Below are 18,453 nucleotides of genomic sequence, written 5' to 3' on the forward strand. Positions count from 1 at the left end.
TGACGAGTTAATAAGTTAACAGGTTAACATGATAAGACCTGATAAGTTGAAGTCGCTTCAATTTATCAGGTCTTGTTTTTTGTAAAGGGTTTTTTGCCTCGCCCGCCGAAGCCTTGCTGCAGTCGCCAGGGCTATGGTAGCCGAAGGGCGTAGGAGGGCCGCGTCGAGGTTTTCTGCCTTCTGCCCTCTGCCTTCTCCCCTTTTTTCCTTACCTTTTTGAAAAATAGCTGTCATGCATAAGTACTATCTGTTATTGATAGCCCAGATTATAATTTATGCCCATACGTTAGGGCAGTCAAAGCCGGTTTATTCAAAAGAAGTGGAGGGCAGGATAAGAAGAGTGGAGACAAGTTTAGCAGGCTGGGTACAACTTAAAGACAGCAACTTATGGACGCTTGCTGATCGCATGGCCTATTACCATGTGCCGGGAGTTAGTATTGCTGTGATTAAAGACTATAAAATAGATTGGGTGCGCGGGTATGGATTGGCCGATTCTGCCACCCAACGGAAAGTAACTACCACTACCAGGTTCCAGGCGGCTTCTATCAGCAAATCACTGAATGCGCTGGGTGTTTTACGCCTGACAGATAAAAAGGAGCTGGATCTGAACAAAGATGTAAATGAATACCTGACCAGTTGGAAATTCCCATCAGACTCTTTTACACAGCAAACGAAAATCACCCTGGCGCATTTGTTAAGCCATACGGCCGGACTAACAGTGCATGGTTTCATGGGATACAATATCAAGGATACCATACCGACAGATAACGAAATGCTCGACGGTAAAAGGCCATCCAATTCAGCGGCTGTACGAAGTTTTACAGAACCAGGTAAGAAATTTGAATATTCCGGCGGCGGTATCATGATCACCAAGAAAGTGATCATAGATCATACCGGTATGGCGTATGATAAGTATATGGAAAAGTTTGTGCTGAAACCGCTTGGCATGGACCACAGCAGTTTTGCCCAACCACCGGCGGCCAACCTGCGTGCACAACTGGCAACTGGTTATTCCGGGAATGGAGCGATGCCTGGTTATTTCAATATCTATCCTGAACAGGCGCCTGATGGTTTATGGACAACGCCGGAAGACCTAAGCCGGTTTATTATCGAAATGCAGCTTTCATTACAGGGAAAGTCAAATAAGATCATGTCGAAGGAAATGACCACTACCATGGTTACACCCTATGCCAATAACTCATCGGCTTTGGGTGTAATGACATTTGATCGTGGAGGACTTCACTATTTCACGCATGGCGGCGCAAACGTTGGATTTAAGTGTGAATATGTGGCCAGCATGGCTGATGGAAATGGACTGGTAATCATGACTAACAGCGATGTATACAGCATCATTCCCGAGATCATCAACAGTGTGGCCGCCGTTTATCAATGGAAAGATTATTACAAACCGGAAATAAAAAAAGTAGTATATCCCGATACCAGCAGGTTGAATGAGTATGTGGGCAAATACAAATTAAGAAATGCAATTGTGAATTTTAAACAGGAGGGCGGGCATTTGTACCTGAATCAGGGAAACAATCCCTTTTTGCGGGCGTTTTTTGAATCGGATGATACCTTTTTTACCTATCTGGATCCCGGTGCAACGGTTAGTTTTGGACGGAACCAGAACGGCGTTGTAACAACCCTGATCATCCGTGGTGGTGGCCAGGAATTGAAGGCGGAGAAAATCAATTAAACGGCTGAAAAAACATACAAAAAAGTGGCACATCGCATAGGTGTGCCACTTTTTTGTGCCTTGCTACAGGTTGATTCCCTGGGTATCGCCTGAACATAGCCTGAGGATTGCCTGGAAAGGCCATACGTGCCGGGGGAAGTGTAGGGGAGTTCTCTGGCAGTTCACTGGAAGTCCACTGGGAACTCTCTGTATACCTCGAGTCTTTAGAGACTTTCCGGACAATACCCAGGCACTATCCCGGCCGCCAGTCCACCATTCCGGTACTGTAAACCGGCCTGTCAGATTTACCTCTTCTTTGGGTTAGTGCCGGGTTTGCGCCGGACCTTGTTCTGGATTTGTTTTGCTTTTCCCGAATAAAACCGGGTGTTTCCCTAAGGGAGATCCGAACAAATCCCGAACAACGATGGGTTTAAATCCAGCAGATATCAGGGATAAAATCGAAGATAAATTCAGGTACTTCAAACAGTTGGGATGTTTTTCCGCGTTATGTTGGAATGCTTACCGACAGCAGCATCTTGGCTATAACGTTAGAGAAAATATTTAGCAGTATTTGTAAGAGGATTTGCCAGTTTGTGGTAGATCGTGGAGGCATTGGGTTTCTAAATCGATTTAGATTTTATTTTAAATCGCCTATAGTTATCCGACACTGCATTTCCAAACCTGAATGGCTATACGGTTCTCATTAATTCCGATAAAAGAAATCAAAACTCTGCATAAAATACCGTTTTCCCAAAAAACTGTAATTTCCCCAATTTCTGCCCTCTGCCTTCTGCCTTCTGCCCTCTGTAGGCTATGGCGGTCGAAAGGGGTAGGCGTGCCCGTATTCCGCTTACAGCTTATGGCTTAAAGCTTACAGCTATTTTCCGTACATTTAGTGTCAATAATACGATTAACACTTGCTGTATGAAAAAGCTAATCTGCCTGCTTGCATCTTGCTTTTGCATGGGTGTGGTGGTTCAGGCCCAGAAACCGATAAGTCCACACCTGTTTGGAATTTTCTTTGAAGACATTAACTATGCGGCCGATGGCGGCCTGTATGCTGAATTAATTCAGAACCGCTCGTTTGAATACAGCGCCAGTGACAAACGCGACTGGAATCCGCTCACGGCGTGGCAATTTACCAGGGAAGGATTTTCTTACGGCACTATTTCTATCGAGACCAGCACCCCGGTTCATCCCAATAACCCGCACTATGTGGTACTGACCATAGAAGAAGTGGGCCGGGAAGGAGTTGGTTTGAATAATACCGGTTTTGATGGCATAGCGATAAAAGCCGGTGAACAGTACGATTTCTCCCTGTTTGCCAAACAACTCACTGCAAATGCCATTCCTGTATCCGTACAATTGAAAGGCAGGCAGGGAAATCTTTCCAATGAAGTAACTATTAACAGCGATTCAAAAGACTGGAAAAAATACTCGGCTACATTGACCGCTACCCAAACCGACGACAGCGCCATGCTGGTCATTGTAGCAAAGGGAACAGGGAAAATAGCGCTGGATATGATCTCCCTGTTTCCTCAAAGGACATTTAAGAACCGGCCCAATGGCTTACGGGCCGATCTGGCGCAAACTATTGCCGATCTGCAACCGAAGTTCATGCGTTTCCCCGGTGGCTGCCTGGTACACGGGGACGGATTGGGTAATATGTATCAATGGAAGCAGACTATTGGCCCGGTGGAACAACGGGTAGAGCAAAGAAACATCTGGAGTTACCACCAATCGGTGGGACTGGGTTATTTTGAATACTTCCAGTTTTGTGAAGATATGGGCGCCATACCCTTGCCGGTGGTAGCAGCCGGTGTAAGCTGCCAGAATTCAGGCGGTACCTGGCGTATAGGCGGTACCGGTCAGAAAGGCTTGTCGATCGAAGACATGAAAACATACATCCAGGATATTCTGGACCTGATAGAATGGGCCAATGGCGCACCCACAACAACCTGGGGCGCTAAACGGGCGGCGGCTGGCCATCCCGGGCCGTTTCACCTCAAATACATAGGCATCGGCAATGAAGACAAGATCACCCCGGTTTTTAAAGAGCGGTTTAAAATGATTTATGATGTGGTGCATGCAAAACACCCCGAGATCACCATTATTGGTACAGTTGGGCCGTTTCACTCCGGCGAAGACTATGACCTGGGCTGGAATTTTGCCAACGAGGTAAAAGTAGAAATGGTAGATGAACATTATTATGAAAAACCGGAATGGTTTGTCAGTAACCTTACCCGGTATGATACCTATTCCCGCGCCCACTCAAAGGTATATGTCGGCGAATATGCTGCGCATGATGTAAAACGAAGGAACACGCTCCGGTCAGCTTTAGCGGAAGCGCTGTACATGACCTCGCTGGAACGCAATGGCGATGTGGTATTGTTTGCCTCCTATGCACCTTTATTGGGCCGCAGGGGACATACACAATGGAATCCCAACCTGATCTATTTTACCGGTACACAGATTTGTCCCACCATAAACTACTATGCGCAAAAGCTGTTCGCCAACAATGAAGGGGATGTATATTACCCCAATGTTATCTCAGCCAAAGTAGCAGACACTGCAAAGACCTTTGCGGCCTCCTGTGTTACCGATAGTAAAACCGGTGATCTCATTCTCAAAATAGTAAACAGGGATTCGGTTGGGATGGCAGCGAAAATCAATCTGGGTAGTATGGGTGCGTTCAATGCCAATGCCAGTGTTACGGTGTTAAGCGGCGATCCCGATGCAGAAAACAGTTGTGCCGGTTCGCAAAATATACAACCACAAACATCGAAGTTAACTGTCAATAAGTCTTTTACTTATCAGGCCCCGGCCAATTCGTTAACAGTCATCAGGATCCATACAAGGTCAATGGGTAAAAAGTGATGGTGAGAAAAAAAATACTGGACCTACACAATAAAAAAACAACGCAGATAACGGCATTAGCCGGCCTTTGGGCACGACTCTTTTTTTACTTATTGGGTGTAATTAGTACTTTTGCGATCTCTCAATTTTATCCGCGATCTGCCTGCCCATTAAAAACGCTTAATCTGTACCATGAAAAAATTAAGTCTTTTTTTGCTGGGATTGTTCAGTGCCAGTTTCGCGATCTCCCAAACTACCACGCAATATGAAGTGTATGCCGTAAAGTATTCTGCTGCCGTGCATGATTCTACTGTTACCAAACACGAGAAAGACAGTGTAAGTGTAGATTTCATGGTGTGGCTGATAAAAGGCAATGGAAAGAATATTTTAATGGATGCCGGCTATTTGTACAGTGTGGAATCTGCAAAGAACTTTGATGTGATCGATGATCTTCGGCCCGATTCAACTTTACAAAAGCATACATTGAACCCCAAAGATGTTACCGATATTATTTTAAGCTTTCAGCACCTCGATCATATCAGCGCCATCGACCTGTTTCCTAACGCCCAGGTTTGGGTGCAAAAAGATGATTACAATTATTTCACCAATACGGCCTGGCAAAAGGGTGGCGTAAATGGACAGTTCAACAAACGGGAAGTAAAAAAGCTGGTAGATGTGCATGGAAAAGGCCGGGTAACCCTGTTTGAAGGTTATAATAAAGAGATCATTCAGGGACTCAAGATCTTCCCAGGTTCAAGAAACCCCGCGTTGCCGCAATATGCATTGGTAAAAACAAGCCTGGGCAATATGGCCCTTGCTTCAGACAATATCTGGATCTATTACAATTCCGATTTCGTAACTCCGGCGCCTGCGTTCCGCACGTTCGATGCCAATGGGTATGTAAAAGCCATGCAGAAAATGCAAACACTGGTAAACGATGAAAAGCTTATTGTACCCGGTTATGTAGGTTCTGCCTTTACGAAATTCCCGGTTATTACAGAAGGGGTTATAAGAGTGAAATAAACATAATTGAATATATTGGAAAAAGCCTCTCGAATGAATCGGGAGGCTTTTTTTATTTAGTCTATATCGACAGCACTTTCTTCAACTGCCCGGCAAACTGGTAATCATTCCGTGCATGTGGCACTTTCTGCTGCAACCCGGTTTTGCCAGATGCCTTCAGGTAAGTTTCAAAACCTCCCTTAGGTACAACCGTGATCTTTAGTGGTTCAATGGCCTTATGCATTACAACATCTTTATAGGAGAAATTACGTGCGCAGATCTGGATATCGAGCAGGCGGGCAAACTCCTCCATATTGTCAGGCGTCTGACCAAACTCAATGAACCATTCATGGTAGGGGAGTGACCCATCGTCTTTGATATTGGGTGCCACTGTATATTCAACAATGGTAGCGCTGCAGGCGGCGGCTGTTTCGCTGATCGACTTTTCGGTTTCTTCTACCGTCACGTGTTCACCAAATGCAGAAATATACTGGGCAATTCTTCCGGTGATCTCAATGCGGTGCGGAAATACGGATTTGAACCGAACGGTATCGCCATTGATATAACCCCACAATCCGGCATTTGTATTTAACACGAGGGCGTAGTTAACACCAGGTTTTACATCGTTTAATGAAACCCTGTCTACATGCTCCTTGCCCAGGGTATCTACGGCTACAAATTCAAAGAAGATGCCATTGTTCAGGATCAGTTGCATGCCACGTTCGTTCAGGCGGTCCTGGTAGGCGAGCAGACCTTCGGTAGACGGATACGTTTCAAATACATCGAAGGGCATGTTGATGTACTTTTTTATTTCCGGCATAAAAGGTTCATAATCCATACCGCTTAAAATGAGCAGCTGAAAGTTCGGGAACAGTTCGTTGAAATCCTTTCCTGTTTTTGATTTCAGTGACCGCAGAAAGACCAGCAACCATACCGGCATGGCCACAATAATGCGGATATCATTGGCCTCTGCCAGATCGATCATGGCCTCGATCCTTTCTTTATAGTCGGGAATGGCGTTTATTTCGTCGGAGGGCAAACGCAGCCATTTATACCACCAGGGCACACAACTGTTGCCGATAGTAGAAATAGGCGCTGTTTTAATACCATTGATCTCTTCAAAGAAATGTCCGTCGGAAAAGAACAGGGATTTGCCTTTTAAAAAGGCCAGCTTGTTGTTTTTATGGGAATAGGTCAGCGGGGCATATTGTCCGCCCCCAATGTGATTCTTCAACGAATCTTTTGTTACCGGGATGTACTTCGTATTGCTGGTAGTGCCGGAAGTTTTGCCAAAGAAGGCCGGCCGGCCTTTCCACAACACATCTTTTTCGCCCGATTTTATTCTTTCTATATAGGGGAGTAACTGTTCGTAATTCCGTAGGGGCACCCGTTGTTTAAAATCTTCGTAGGTATGTATTTCATCGAAGGCATGGTCTTTCCCAAAGGCCGTGTGTTTTGCTTCTTCAACAAAAGAACGCATCAGTTCCTGCTGACAGGCTATTGGATCGGCCAGCATACCTTCTACACGTTTATACTTCATCTTTACAAAAGACGAGAGCAAAGAATCGACTAATTTCAAGGGCTCAGGGGTTTAAGGGTGATCCGATTCGGCAAATGTAGGAAGGCTTTTTAACTTATACAATTGGTGCTTTGTAAATAACTCATAACCAATTTTATGACTATCTTTAACGCACAAAAAAAAGCAACTACAACCAACCACTATGCATGCGGCGCTTTTACAGGAGTTTAGAAAGCATATTACCCTAACAGCTGAAGAAGAAGAGCTGGTAATCGCCTCTTTTCGCTACAAAAAAGTAAGACGGGGCCAGATTCTGGTGCAGCCACCTGATGTCGCCATCTATGAACACTATGTTATCAGTGGTTGTCTGTTTGAATATTATATTGACGACAATGGCACCCAGCACACGCTGATTTTTGCTCCGGAAGGCTGGTGGGCTACTGATCTGCCGAGCTTTTTAACCGGGAGAGATGCAAAATATCATATTGAAGCGCTGGAAGACAGCGAATTGTTACAGGTATCAAAGGAGGCGCTGGATAAATTATTGGTAAAAGTGCCTGTATTAAACAGTTATTACAGGGTACTTTATCAAAATGCGGTGGTAGCTCAGGGCGAACGCCTGCAAGCTATGTTAAGCAGCCAGGTGGAAGAACGATATAACCGGTTCTTACAAAAATACCCGCAGTTACAGAACAGGGTACCCCAGTACCTGATTGCCTCTTATCTGGGCGTAACGCCCGAATTCTTTAGCCGGATGAAATCACGCATGCTCAAATCTTAAACTAGATCAATTTCCTTTCTTAATATAGTACATTGGGCGGCGGGCCGCTATTTGCCAACTTTGTTCTCGTAAAAAACAAACAACAAATGAGAACAATGATTTCAAGGCTTACAGCCACCCAACCCGAACTTACCCCTTTAATTTTAAGACTCGTATTTGCAATCGTTATATGGCCACACGGCGCCCAGTTATTAGTGGGTTGCTTTGGTGGATATGGCTTCACCGGCACTATGCAATATTTTACCACACAGGCAGGCTTACCTGCTGTTATTGCCTTCCTGGTTATTATGTTGGAATTTTTTGGTAGTTTATTTATTCTGCTTGGATTCTTCACCAGGTTCTTCGCAGCGGCTTCCATCATCCTGTTCCTGGGAATGATTGTTACCGTACACCAACAGAATGGCTTTTTTATGAACTGGTATGGTTCGGCCAAAGGCGAGGGTTTTGAATACCACCTGCTTGTTATCGGCATCTTGTTGACATTGATCATCTCCGGCGCTGGTAAAGCAAGTGTAGATGCCTTGATCTATAATAAAACGAATAATAAATAATAAATAATAAAAGATAATACCATGTCTGCCTTAAAATATTCTCCGATCGTAAAGATCAACGAGAACAAAAGAGATAATTTCTCCGCTTTTCAGGCCCGGTATCATGCCTTTGGTGAACTGATGAGTCCTGCTATAGGGTTCGATCACTTCCATATGAACAAAGACGTTTTTGGCGCGCACCGCCACGTGCATATGTCGGCCCTCAGCTACCTGTTCGAAGATTCAGTAGCTTATCACAATACCGACTCCATAGGCACCGACCTGATCATTACACCGGGCAGTTTGTTATGGACCTGGGCCGGAAGCGGCGTGGTACATCATGAAGTCCCTACCGTTGAAGGCGGCGAAGTGCATGGGTTGCAGTTGTTTTTAGATATCCCGGCCGCTACCAGAACATTGCCACCCAAAAGTGTTTACATTCCCCTGGAGAAAATGCCGGTGGTAACCGGTGATGGTTCAACTGTTAAAGTGGTGATGGGAAAAGCGGGCGATGCCATCAATGCAACACAAACGCCGGAACCGGTAACCCTGCTGGATGTAAAATTGAGTGCAGGAAAAACTACTGACTATGCGTTGCCTGCAGGCTGGAACGGAACGGTATACGTACTGACTGGATCGGTTGCTGTAAACACCACTAAGCTGAACAGCAATGAAGCAGTGGCGTTTGGTTCAGCCGACGCTGATGAAAAGATAACATTTACAGCCGCTGCCGATAGCCGTTTTCTGTTGATCAGCGGTGCACCAATTGCCCACGCGTAACAGAAATTCAATACATGATAAAAAGTCCCTCCTGTACAGCAGGAGGGATTTTTTACTTAGCAGGGTTTAATTATTTGACCCGTATTTGCCCCAAATACGCTTTTGCGAAAACCATATTCCAACTGTTTCATGGTTACCGGAATTTCTCCGGGAAAGAAGGGGAAATAGTGAGGTGAATTTTCAATAACGGAAGGGCTAACTGCATTGATGCGGATACCCCGCTCCAGTTCGATGGCCGCAGCCCTTACAAAACCTTCCACGGCTGCATTGGCCGCAGATGCATTGGCAAAATTCTTTTGTGGTTCGTAAGTTAATGCGCCAGTGATCAGTGTAAATGAGCCCTTGGGGTTAATGTAATGCTGGCCAATAAGCACCAGATTTATCTGCCCCATCATTTTCCCTTCCACGCCTTTGCGGAATGCCGCATCGTCCAGATCTTTCCAGAGACCTACAAACGAAGGGCCGGCTGTGGAGATCAATGCGTCAAAAGCGCCCACTTTCCTGTACATGTTTTCAATTGATTCCGGAGAAGTGATATCCAATGGAAGTTCAGCATTGCCACGATCTGTTCGAACTACCTGATGTTCTTTTTCAAACTCGTTACACAAATACGTGCCCATGGTGCCAGAGGCGCCAACAACGATAATTTTCATGTGCTTTAATTTATATTGTTTTCTTAGAGAATTGACGTATCAAATAGTCAAGGACCGGCAGTGCGATGAATATCATCCAGGGAACCAGTGAACTGGTGAGAATAAATGTTCTTACGTACAATGGAAGCTTTGCCAGGGAGGGGCCAAAAAGAAAAAGGAACAAGGTAATAGAAGGGTAGATGACCAGCCAGATCCTGAGTGAAGTTATTAATCTTGCTTTTGCTATCATTTTGAGTTTATTTTATCGATACTCAAAAGTAGCCGGTGAAGAACCCGGTATAGTAGGACAGTTATGGAGTTCGACAGGACTTATTTGAAGTTCTTTCGGAATGCTTCAGGCGTTTGTCCGGTTTGTTTTTTGAAGAACCTGATAAAATAGGAAATGTCTTCATAGCCGAGGAGATCGGCAATATCTTTTATCTGGTTGGGCGTAGCCAGTAAATATCTTTTAGCCTCAAGGATTATTTGCTCATTGATAAGGTCTGAAACTGTTTTTCCCACAGATTCCTTTGTGATAGCATTTAACTGGTAGGGAGAGAGATGTAATAGGTCGGCGTATTGAGAAACCTTTTTCAGACTGCTTATGTTGGTCTCCAGCAAATAAGCGAATGCTTCAAAACATTCCTGATTGTAAATGGTCTCCGGTTTTGGTACGTGATTGGGGTTAAGACTTTGCCTGATGTATTCTATAAAAAAAATATCAAGGGTTGCTTTTATTACTTCTGCATAACCTTCCATTTTTTTATCAAACTCATTAAAGATGTTCTCCAGTAAAGCATGCAACCTGGTGTACCTGGCCGCTGCTACTTCGCAGTAGTTTTTACCGGATGCCTTCTTCCACCGGTGCTCGGAAATGCTGTTTTTAGGCTGGTAAAATGTAAGATCAAATTCCATCAGAAAGCCTGAACTGGCTGCTTGTAATTCCAGTTTGTGAACCTGGCCCGGGCGTAGTATAAAAATAGCATGATCATGTAAAGGGTAGGGAATGAAGTCTATTTCGTGCATGCCTTTACCCGACTGCAAGGCCAGCACAAAAAAGAAATCGTGTTTGTGAAGGTCATGAACCAGGTCCTCGCCTTTGAGCACCTGTTCTATGGACCGGATGGTGAACCTGCCTCCGTTTTGATTTTCCGGAATGGAGGATGCAATGTGACGAATCGGTATGGGTTTCATCTGCCAGTAAAGATAAAGGCCTGAGTGAATTCCTGTATAAAAAATTGTCATTTAATATAGTTCAATACATGAGCGGCCACTATATTGGCTTTGTCGTCAAAATGATGACCACCTCCTTCAGTTACCACCACATGATTTTTACTGGTAAGGGTTTGAACCGGAAATTGATCTTTTTCCGTACCCAATATAAATAGGATGGGTTTGGGAATTTTATTCACTTCATTGACTACGCTGTAGACATCATGAGAGGCAATACCGATCATTTCCGTTAAATGCACTTCGAAATCGGTAGAGGTATAAGGAAGCATCAATACAAGGTGGCTTACTGTTTTTGTAAGTGGGGCGCCTGCATAATTGTATAAAAAAGGGGTTACGTCTGCACCAAACGAATAGCCTATTAATATTACACTGTCGCGGTTCCATTGCGTCATATATTTATTAATAAGCTGGTTTAGTTCCAGGGCCATGGGTGCTGGCGTTTTCTTTTTCCAGAAATATTTTCTGGAGTTTAAAGCCACTACCGGATAACCGGCTTTGTTGATCGATTGTATAAATGCGTCGGAGAAACCAGTCCACCCGCCATCGCCGGTTATATAAAATACAAGGGGTTTGGTGGTGTCGTTGGCTGTGATGGCTTTTACTGGTAACTGGTTGTCCTGCGCCCCGGCCGGGATAAAATAAAACAATAGGGCAAGGACTATTATATATTTCATACAATCAATTTATTTTCATTACGGCGTTTAAGGCAAGTGGTAATTGCAGCAGGTCGAAATCATGGTCGTACACCAGGTATTTGTTTTCCCAGAAGCTGGCATATTTTTCTTTGAATTCGCGCAGGCCCTGGTAATGCTGAAAGCGTTTTATTTTTAGTGCGGCTAACTTAACAACTCTTTCTGCCATGTTTTCGGGTTGGGTAATACCGGTCATGGGCACCATACCCAGGTTGATGTAGGTTTTATTATGGGCGCGTGCATACTCAATGAGTTTAATGATCAGGGCGTCCATGGCCGCAGCGGGTGCATCGGCCGTTTTGCGAATAAGATCGTACGTACATTCATCTTCGGCGTAGTCAGGTATAATGTTCAGAAATGCTTTGATTCTTCCTTCCGGATCTTTTAATAATATCATATCCTGTTTTTCCAGTTCGGTTGTATCGAACATGCCCTGTGAAAAAATCGCTTCTTCTTTATTAAAGCTCTGTAACCAATCGTCAGAGACCTGTTTCAGTTCCTGTAAGATCTCAGGGTTATGTGGTGCCATTTCAATATGAATGGAGAATCCTTTCTTTTGTAAACTGTTCAGCCCATTGCGTAATGATTTTTTATCCCGGCCTTCTATGCTGAACCGGGTTACATCCAGTATTGCTTCCTGGCCAATCATCATCCGGTGTTTACGTAAGCGGGTAAACCAGGGAATGCTGCTTTCATTTACGCGGTAAAAAGCAGTGTGCAACCCCATTTTTTTACAGTGCCGGTCAAACTCTCTCAAAATGCTGTACTTGTTTTCAGGAGCGCAAACAGGTTCTTCCAGTACAATAGCAAAACCGCGTGCAATGCGGTAGGCAATAAACCCTTCGTGTTGGTCTGAAAAGAAATATAATTTGTCTTTATAGTATTTGAAATAATCTACGGATGAGTTACCAAATTGAATCAGCAGGCTATTTACTCTTTCGCGGGCATTTTCGGGCTCCGTGTGTTTGTGCAGCCCCGGCCTGATGAGGGAATACAACAGGAATCCCCAGGTTATAAAACCGGTAGCCCTTATCAGCCATACAAATTCATTACCAAACCTGGTGCGGGGCATTAAGGAAGTGTCCTGCATCAGTAAGAACATTTTCAAGGTATGCAGTAAGGATTGTTGCCAGGTAAAATCAACACCAAAATTTCTTTTATCGATAAAATAGAAACTCACAAACCCGAACAACATAACGGCTGCCACGCTTATGCCCGCTGTTTTCAATCCAGCTTTTATCCGTTGCCTGCTGCTTTGTATGCGGTACTGCGATCGGGTAGCTATCAATAATAACATAGTAAAAGCCGCCAGGCTTGCTTCTTCGTAATCGAGTGCTTTGGTAAGGTGGCCTATTAAAGAAAAGAAAGCCAGGCCAGTGGCCATGATCCAGGCATTACGTAGTCCTTTTAAAAGAAAAGCTGAAGTTACCAGGAGGGCGAGGCCGGTAAACAGTACCAGCAGGTTACTGGCATGTATGCTGCTCAGGGGCAGGTATTCGCGTAACAGGCGCATCCGTTCATGTACGGGCGGGGTTATGGCTGAAATGATGTTGACAATACCCAGCGTAAACACCAGCAGGGCAGGGGCCATTCTCGCAGCCAATTTTCTTCCTTTCCAGCTGAATGCGATCAGTCCGCCAGCCAGGGGGAGCCAGAATTCAAACAACCGGTACAGGATAGTAATGGACAAGGCCTGCGGAGCGGTATAACCGAATTTTTGCAGTATCAATGACATGAAGAGCTCCACGGCTCCTAAACCCCGAAGGAAGGGCGAAATGACCATCATCAGCACCGCTATTATATAGGCAGCAGCTGAGGCACCGAGTGAAGCAGGCAAACCCAATGCCAGCATGGCCAGGTAAATATGCAGGATGCCGCAGCCTTCTACCCCGGTAGATAAAAAAGTGGCTTGTAATACCCCGGACCTTTTTACATTGGCCGACAACATTTCATGTATGTGTGCTGAAAAAGCTGGGAACCGCCGTTCAATAAACCGGTAAGCGCCTCGCTTTTGTTTTACTGTATTTACAATAATGGCCAGCAGTACAATAATTACCAGCAACGCCAGTAAACCCAGCCAGGCATTTGCTGTATCTGTTATACCAAACATGGTATACAACAATACAGGCAACCCTACTATAAATACCGTTAACAAACCTGTAAAGGCATACAATGCACTGGCCTGGTGTACCTGCAGTCTGTTAAAACCCTGTTTGCGTAACTGGGAGGGGAAATAAGCCAACGCACTTACCCCACCGGCTGGAAGAAATACACTTATGAAGTTGCGTTTCAAAAACAGCGATACCGCATGTTGCCATTTTAGCCGCAGCTGTACTGCCGCAAAGGTTTTTACATACATGCCGCTTTGTAACAGAATGCAGGCTATTGTTATTATCAATGCAGCCGTGAGCCAGGTGCCATTGGCCTGTTTTATCTGGGGCACAATGGCCAGCAATTCCTTTCTTTCACTTCTGAAAAAAACAATGGCCAGTAACAGGATCACCACTGCTATGATCTCGCGCCAGTATACCTGGGGGGATGCTGATTGTATTTTTAAGCGGGTAGCTTTGATCAGGTTAGCCATAACTTAAAAATTGTAGGTTAGCAGCTATCAAAGTTATTTACTTTGTTAGCGCGTCCCGACTAATGCTTTGTTAATGGCCCCTAAACGGAAGCTAATTAATGGATCCTGATTAACTTATACTTTATATCACCCAAAGTACCTTCCAGGCAGGTGTTATCGGAGCTGTCGCGTACGAGGCAGTTTACGTTGTGGATGAATAAGGTGTCCTGCCTAAAAGTAAAACCAAACTGTTCCATATCATTATCGCTTTGTCCCATATATACCTGGTCTGCATCCACACCTGAACCTACATAGTCATATAATGGATCGTACACAGTATAAGTACCGAGCCCTTTAATGTGTCCATCTTTCGAAAACTGAACGATGTTCCCAAGGGTGTCCCTGTATTTGCCGCTGAAAAGTATGTCTGCCATAAAATGTTCATCGGTTTTGATAAAGGTATACTGACCAAATTTCAGTTTATTGGCAGCTATAAACTGGATATTATAAGCCTGGCGGCTTGCTGTATCATCCGCTTTGTAATAAAATTGATACGAATTGTCTTTTTTTACAATGTCCATTTCGGGCCCGCCCTCATGAACGTCTGTAGCCATTGAAGCGGGTTGTAATGTGCTGGCGGGGATAAAAAGGCAGCAGTTATTGGAAGCGCCCTGGCTTTCCCGGGGCGATCTGGTATGTTCGATTTTTTTTAGATATGTCTCATTCAACCAGAAGCCTGCAAACGGCACAACGGTGTCCGGTGTTTTGACGTTTATTGCATTGGAGGCAACGGGCGCATTGGGTTTGGGGTTGATGTTGGTTGAATTGCAGGCAAATAATATGCTGCAGGCTAAAAGGGTAACGGATAATCTGATCATGATGCGGCGAATGTAATAAAATTTATCCTGTCCGGCAATGAACAGAACACTGTTCGTTTTCGCACACTTTCGGGTAGCCGGGCCGCCAGAACATTCATTCAGAAAGGGTTTCACAATTGGCACAACCGTTGAGTTATTTTTGTATTACCTACAGCTTATGTTTAAAAATTATCTTGTAGTAGCCTGGCGCAACCTGGTAAAAGGCCGAATGCATTCCGCCATCAATATCCTGGGTTTATGTATCGGTATGTCGGTTGCCCTGCTGATTGGCTTATGGCTGCACGATGAGCTTTCTTTTGACAAGAATTTTAAACACTACGATCGCATCGCTACGGTCATTCAGAATTTAACCAACAACGGTGAAACTCAAACGTGGAATAATGTTCCCTATCCATTAGCCAATGAATTGCGCACCAGCTATGGCAGCGATTTTAAGCACATAGTTATGTCGGTGAATATAAATCAGCACCTGCTTACTATAGGAGATAAAAAAATAAAACAACGGGGCGGCTTTTTTGAAAAGGAAATGCCTGAAATGTTTTCGCTGAATATGCTGAAGGGAAGCCGTTCTGCATTGAATGATCCCAACGCGGTGCTCATTTCCGCTTCGGCAGCAAAAGCCTTTTTCGGGAATGAAGACCCTTTGAACAAGATCATTAAGATTGATCAAAAGCCCGTTGTAAGTGTGGCAGGTGTTTATGAGGACTTTCCGCAGAACTCAACTTTTGCCGATCTCAATTTTATCTCAAGCTGGGATTTCTGGTACAATGCCAACAACAAATTAAAAGACATGGAGGACCCCTGGCGGCCTAACTTTACTACCTTATATGTTCAGTTAAATGAACAGGCTTCTGTTGAAGCCGTTAATGCAAGGATCAGGGATGCCAAAATGAAAAAGCTGAACCCCGAGTTGCAAAAAAAGAAGCCCGTGCTATTTCTGATGCCAATGAGTAAATGGCATTTGTATTCCGAATTTAAAAATGGGGTCAATACAGGTGGGGCCATTCAATACGTGTGGCTCTTTGGTATCATTGGGGGATTTGTGCTGCTGCTGGCCTGTATCAACTTTATGAACCTCAGTACCGCGCAAAGTGAAAAACGCGCCAAAGAAGTGGGGGTAAGAAAAACAATGGGATCACCAAGAAAACAATTGATGTTTCAGTTTTTCTGTGAGTCATTGATAACGGTCGCCATCGCATTACTTATTTCGCTGACAATAGTGTTGCTGACGCTGCCATTTTTCAATACGATCACTGAAAAGCAGATCAAAATACCCTGGTTCAATGTTTACTTTTGGGCGGTATGTCTTGTGTTCCTCTTTATTACTGCGATCATTGCAGGAAGTTATCCGGCTTTGTATTTATCCTCTTTTAAACCGGTAAAGGTTTTAAAGGGAACGTTCAGGACTGGCCGTTTTGCCACAATTCCAAGGAAGGCGTTGGTGGTGGTACAATTCAGCATTTCGGTAACGCTTATCATTGCAACGATTGCCGTGTATAAACAAATACAGTTTGCCAAGAACAGGCCGGTTGGCTACACCCGGTCAAATCTCATTAATATCCCCACCACCGGGTCAGGGATTCATGATCATTTCAATGCGGTAAAAGAAGAACTGCTGCAAACAGGCGTAGTTGAATCCGTGGTAGAGTCGGCTAGTCCAACCACAGGCATCAACAATACCACAAGCGGTTTTAGCTGGCCGGGAAAGGATCCCAATCTGTCTATCGATTTCGGGGTAATAACGGCTTCGTTTGAATATGGTAAAACCGTTGGGTGGAACATAAAAGCGGGGCGTGATTTTTCGAAGGAATTTTTAACAGATACCTCAGGTGTAATTCTGAATGAAGCTGCTGTACGCTTTATGAACCTGAAAGACCCGATTGGTAAACAGGTTACCTGGTGGGGGCAGCCATTGCGGGTAATTGGGGTAGTCGAAAACATGGTGATAGAATCGCCCTATAGCGAAGTAAAGCCTATAATTTACACCTACCTGAATTATCCGGGCGATATGAATATTGTTAAACTCAACCCGGCTGTAAGTGCGAAGGATGCCCTAAGCAAGTTGGAACCATTGTATAAGAAATTAAATCCCGACCAGCCTTTCGAATATAGTTTTATCGATGCGGACTATGCCAAAAAGTTCAATGATGAAGAGCGGATAGGAAAACTGGCGGGCATTTTTGCGGGGCTGGCCATCCTTATCTCCTGTCTGGGATTGTTTGGGTTAACTTCGTTTGTGGCTGAACAACGTAAAAAAGAAGTAGGCGTAAGAAAAGTGTTGGGTGCCACCGTATTTACTTTATGGAATTTATTATCTAAGGAATTCCTGGTATTGGTTGTTATTTCATTCCTGGTCTCGCTGCCCGTGTCGTGGTACTTTACGCATAACTGGTTACAGAACTTTAGTTATCGTACTACTTTATCATGGTGGGTGTTTGTGGCTGCAGGTACCGGCGCTTTGCTGATCACACTTGTTACCGTAAGCTTCCAGACAATAAAAGCGGCCATTGCAAATCCGGTTAAGAGTTTAAGGACCGAGTAAATGGTTAGCGTGCCAATATGATATTATATTTTTCCAATTTTTGTAATATCGTCCTGTTTTCGTCACAGGAGGCCATCTAGATGTCGTTTAGGCTGCAAATCAGGCCCTTAAAATAACGATTTGTTCATTTTTCACCTCTCTGATGTTGGTAGGAAGCAATTAACCCCTTATTTTTGCACTCTTTTCCAGCCTAACGGCAAGAAAAAGAGGATTTTGTCTCCGTAGCTCAGTTGGTAGAGCAATTGACTCTTAATCAATGGGTCCAGAGTTCGAGTCTCTGCGGGGACACCAGACAGAACCAGCTTGCAAAAGCTGGTTTTTTTATTGTCAACTCCTTTGTGAGCCTGCGTTTCATAGAGTTCGAGTGAAAATTATTTTTCTGTGAATATTTCAATATCCATTCAAAAGCAAAATCACCTAATTGCTTGTTTGTCAAGGGTTACAATATTTGTGTTCGAGATGTACAATGAGGTTGCCCTACAAGACTCGAACTCCATTGAGGATTAATTTTTTATATGCTTGGATAACCGGTCAGCGCTTATACTAAGTTGAATTATGAAGCGCGCATAATCATATATAAACGACAGAATACCTTGAGCTTGCAAGGCATTAATTTTCCTCCCTTTGTTCTTTTCAATATTCACTATTTTTCTATGTTCCTCTAACAGCAACTCAGCATTAATATTTTCTGTAGAATCGGGCGCAGGTGAATCCGTACTTACTTTGGCCCTCAGGTTATATATATGGATGATGTGCTCGTTGAGGTATTT

Annotated in this window: 13 protein-coding genes and 1 tRNA gene; 8 read left to right on the top strand and 6 right to left on the bottom strand. The window is 44.3% G+C overall.

Annotated features, from left to right (window positions below; translation table 11 throughout):
* Positions 1-232 precede the first annotated feature (232 nt).
* The 3 genes from BMX95_RS08745 (at position 233) to BMX95_RS08755 (ending at position 5,554) form a co-directional block, all read left to right on the top strand.
* Entirely contained in the window at positions 233-1,696 is a 1,464-nt protein-coding gene (locus BMX95_RS08745; RefSeq protein ID WP_081197352.1) for a serine hydrolase, read from the top strand.
* A gap of 903 nt (positions 1,697-2,599) precedes the next feature.
* Entirely contained in the window at positions 2,600-4,552 is a 1,953-nt protein-coding gene (locus BMX95_RS08750) for an alpha-L-arabinofuranosidase C-terminal domain-containing protein (protein WP_081197353.1), read from the top strand.
* A gap of 171 nt (positions 4,553-4,723) precedes the next feature.
* Positions 4,724-5,554, top strand: coding sequence for an MBL fold metallo-hydrolase (locus BMX95_RS08755; protein WP_081197354.1), 831 nt, complete (start codon positions 4,724-4,726; stop codon positions 5,552-5,554).
* 61 nt (positions 5,555-5,615) lie between these two features.
* Here the strand turns inward: BMX95_RS08755 and BMX95_RS08760 are convergent, their stop codons facing one another.
* Positions 5,616-7,112, bottom strand: coding sequence for a GH3 family acyl-acid amido synthetase (locus tag BMX95_RS08760; protein WP_133053828.1), 1,497 nt, complete (start codon positions 7,110-7,112; stop codon positions 5,616-5,618).
* A 142-nt stretch (positions 7,113-7,254) separates the two neighbouring features.
* Here BMX95_RS08760 and BMX95_RS08765 point away from each other — a divergent pair, with 142 nt between their 5' ends.
* The 3 genes from BMX95_RS08765 to BMX95_RS08775 all read left to right on the top strand — a co-directional run bounded on the left by BMX95_RS08765 (position 7,255) and on the right by BMX95_RS08775 (position 9,143).
* Complete coding sequence (locus BMX95_RS08765; RefSeq protein WP_081197356.1) at positions 7,255-7,833, top strand: Crp/Fnr family transcriptional regulator; 579 nt, start codon at positions 7,255-7,257, stop codon at positions 7,831-7,833.
* 86 nt (positions 7,834-7,919) lie between these two features.
* Positions 7,920-8,384: a DoxX family protein gene (locus BMX95_RS08770; RefSeq protein ID WP_242672976.1), complete on the top strand. Its 465-nt coding sequence runs from the start codon at positions 7,920-7,922 to the stop codon at positions 8,382-8,384.
* A 21-nt stretch (positions 8,385-8,405) separates the two neighbouring features.
* Positions 8,406-9,143 carry a pirin family protein gene (locus tag BMX95_RS08775; protein WP_081197357.1) on the top strand — a complete coding sequence of 246 codons (738 nt, stop codon included), beginning with the start codon at positions 8,406-8,408 and terminating at the stop codon, positions 9,141-9,143.
* A 56-nt stretch (positions 9,144-9,199) separates the two neighbouring features.
* On the opposite strand, the gene BMX95_RS08780 is transcribed toward BMX95_RS08775, so the two are convergent.
* The 5 genes from BMX95_RS08780 to BMX95_RS08805 all read right to left on the bottom strand — a co-directional run bounded on the left by BMX95_RS08780 (position 9,200) and on the right by BMX95_RS08805 (position 15,264).
* A complete protein-coding gene (locus tag BMX95_RS08780) occupies positions 9,200-9,796 on the bottom strand; it encodes a short chain dehydrogenase (RefSeq protein WP_081197358.1) in 597 nt (198 codons plus the stop codon).
* Between the two features lie 309 nt (positions 9,797-10,105).
* Entirely contained in the window at positions 10,106-10,969 is an 864-nt protein-coding gene (locus BMX95_RS08790; protein WP_081197517.1) for an AraC family transcriptional regulator, read from the bottom strand.
* A gap of 47 nt (positions 10,970-11,016) precedes the next feature.
* Entirely contained in the window at positions 11,017-11,682 is a 666-nt protein-coding gene (locus tag BMX95_RS08795) for an AcvB/VirJ family lysyl-phosphatidylglycerol hydrolase (protein WP_081197360.1), read from the bottom strand.
* 4 nt (positions 11,683-11,686) lie between these two features.
* Positions 11,687-14,284: a bifunctional lysylphosphatidylglycerol flippase/synthetase MprF gene (gene mprF / locus BMX95_RS08800; RefSeq protein WP_081197361.1), complete on the bottom strand. Its 2,598-nt coding sequence runs from the start codon at positions 14,282-14,284 to the stop codon at positions 11,687-11,689.
* Between the two features lie 95 nt (positions 14,285-14,379).
* Complete coding sequence (locus tag BMX95_RS08805) at positions 14,380-15,264, bottom strand: hypothetical protein (protein WP_133053829.1); 885 nt, start codon at positions 15,262-15,264, stop codon at positions 14,380-14,382.
* A gap of 34 nt (positions 15,265-15,298) precedes the next feature.
* Between BMX95_RS08805 and BMX95_RS08810 the strand changes: the two genes are divergently transcribed.
* Together BMX95_RS08810 and BMX95_RS08815 are read left to right on the top strand one after the other, a co-directional pair.
* Entirely contained in the window at positions 15,299-17,683 is a 2,385-nt protein-coding gene (locus BMX95_RS08810) for an ABC transporter permease (protein WP_081197363.1), read from the top strand.
* Between the two features lie 215 nt (positions 17,684-17,898).
* Positions 17,899-17,974 (top strand) — tRNA-Lys (locus BMX95_RS08815).
* The last annotated feature ends 479 nt before the right edge of the window (positions 17,975-18,453 follow it).

Source organism: Niastella yeongjuensis (genome assembly GCF_900110245.1).
Classification (GTDB): domain Bacteria; phylum Bacteroidota; class Bacteroidia; order Chitinophagales; family Chitinophagaceae; genus Niastella; species Niastella yeongjuensis.